Below are 2500 nucleotides of genomic sequence, written 5' to 3'. Positions count from 1 at the left end.
ACCTTAGCTGGCGGTCTGGGCTGTTTCCCTTTCGACTACGGATCTTATCACTCGCAGTCTGACTCCCAAGGATAAGTCATTGGCATTCGGAGTTTGACTGAATTCGGTAACCCGGTAGGGGCCCCTAGTCCAATCAGTGCTCTACCTCCAAGACTCTTACCTTGAGGCTAGCCCTAAAGCTATTTCGGAGAGAACCAGCTATCTCCAGGTTCGATTGGCATTTCACCCCTACCCACACCTCATCCCCGCACTTTTCAACGTGCGTGGGTTCGGGCCTCCATTCAGTGTTACCTGAACTTCACCCTGGACATGGGTAGATCACCTGGTTTCGGGTCTACGACCACGTACTCATGCGCCCTATTCAGACTCGCTTTCGCTGCGGCTCCGCATCTTCTGCTTAACCTTGCACGGGATCGTAACTCGCCGGTTCATTCTACAAAAGGCACGCCATCACCCGTTAACGGGCTCTGACTACTTGTAGGCACACGGTTTCAGGATCTCTTTCACTCCCCTTCCGGGGTGCTTTTCACCTTTCCCTCACGGTACTGGTTCACTATCGGTCACTAGGGAGTATTTAGCCTTGGGAGATGGTCCTCCCGGATTCCGACGGAATTTCACGTGTTCCGCCGTACTCAGGATCCACTCAGGAGAGAACGAAGTTTTGACTACAGGGCTGTTACCTCCTATGGCGGGCCTTTCCAGACCTCTTCATCTACCTCGTTCCTTTGTAACTCCGTACAGAGTGTCCTACAACCCCAAGAGGCAAGCCTCTTGGTTTGGGCTAATCCCGTTTCGCTCGCCGCTACTCAGGGAATCGCATTTGCTTTCTCTTCCTCCGGGTACTTAGATGTTTCAGTTCCCCGGGTCTGCCTTCTCATATCCTATGAATTCAGATATGGATACCACTCCATTACGAGTGGTGGGTTTCCCCATTCGGAAATCTCCGGATCAAAGCTTGCTTACAGCTCCCCGAAGCATATCGGTGTTCGTCCCGTCCTTCATCGGCTCCTAGTGCCAAGGCATCCACCGTGCGCCCTTTCTAACTTAACCGTTAAAAAGAATCACTATGTGATATCTTGTATTACTAATTGAATGTGATGTCTACTGTTATCTAGTTTTCAAAGAACACGTTTCGAAGGAATGATCCTTCAAAACTAAACAAGACAGGGAACGTTCTGTTTATAAGACCCAAGGTCTTATATTCCGTATAATATCCTTAGAAAGGAGGTGATCCAGCCGCACCTTCCGATACGGCTACCTTGTTACGACTTCACCCCAATCATCTGTCCCACCTTCGGCGGCTGGCTCCTAAAAGGTTACCTCACCGACTTCGGGTGTTACAAACTCTCGTGGTGTGACGGGCGGTGTGTACAAGGCCCGGGAACGTATTCACCGCGGCATGCTGATCCGCGATTACTAGCGATTCCAGCTTCACGCAGTCGAGTTGCAGACTGCGATCCGAACTGAGAACAGATTTGTGGGATTGGCTTAACCTCGCGGTTTCGCTGCCCTTTGTTCTGTCCATTGTAGCACGTGTGTAGCCCAGGTCATAAGGGGCATGATGATTTGACGTCATCCCCACCTTCCTCCGGTTTGTCACCGGCAGTCACCTTAGAGTGCCCAACTGAATGCTGGCAACTAAGATCAAGGGTTGCGCTCGTTGCGGGACTTAACCCAACATCTCACGACACGAGCTGACGACAACCATGCACCACCTGTCACTCTGCCCCCGAAGGGGACGTCCTATCTCTAGGATTGTCAGAGGATGTCAAGACCTGGTAAGGTTCTTCGCGTTGCTTCGAATTAAACCACATGCTCCACCGCTTGTGCGGGCCCCCGTCAATTCCTTTGAGTTTCAGTCTTGCGACCGTACTCCCCAGGCGGAGTGCTTAATGCGTTAGCTGCAGCACTAAGGGGCGGAAACCCCCTAACACTTAGCACTCATCGTTTACGGCGTGGACTACCAGGGTATCTAATCCTGTTCGCTCCCCACGCTTTCGCTCCTCAGCGTCAGTTACAGACCAGAGAGTCGCCTTCGCCACTGGTGTTCCTCCACATCTCTACGCATTTCACCGCTACACGTGGAATTCCACTCTCCTCTTCTGCACTCAAGTTCCCCAGTTTCCAATGACCCTCCCCGGTTGAGCCGGGGGCTTTCACATCAGACTTAAGAAACCGCCTGCGAGCCCTTTACGCCCAATAATTCCGGACAACGCTTGCCACCTACGTATTACCGCGGCTGCTGGCACGTAGTTAGCCGTGGCTTTCTGGTTAGGTACCGTCAAGGTACCGCCCTATTCGAACGGTACTTGTTCTTCCCTAACAACAGAGCTTTACGATCCGAAAACCTTCATCACTCACGCGGCGTTGCTCCGTCAGACTTTCGTCCATTGCGGAAGATTCCCTACTGCTGCCTCCCGTAGGAGTCTGGGCCGTGTCTCAGTCCCAGTGTGGCCGATCACCCTCTCAGGTCGGCTACGCATCGTCGCCTTGGTGAGCC

General features: G+C 52.6%; 2 rRNA genes (both cut by a window edge). Both read right to left on the bottom strand.

Annotated elements, in window-relative coordinates:
• Nucleotides 1-1050: ribosomal RNA gene (locus tag MHH82_RS37310) — 23S ribosomal RNA — on the bottom strand (it extends 1878 nt beyond the left edge of the window).
• Between the two features lie 170 nt (nucleotides 1051-1220).
• Nucleotides 1221-2500: ribosomal RNA gene (locus tag MHH82_RS37305) — 16S ribosomal RNA — on the bottom strand; it runs 270 nt beyond the window's last position.
• The 16S and 23S rRNA genes sit together here, the layout of an rRNA operon.

It is taken from the genome of Bacillus sp. FSL K6-6540 (genome assembly GCF_038007545.1).
Note: the sequence above shows the minus strand (reverse complement) of the source record. Positions and strands in the feature narration are given on the sequence as shown.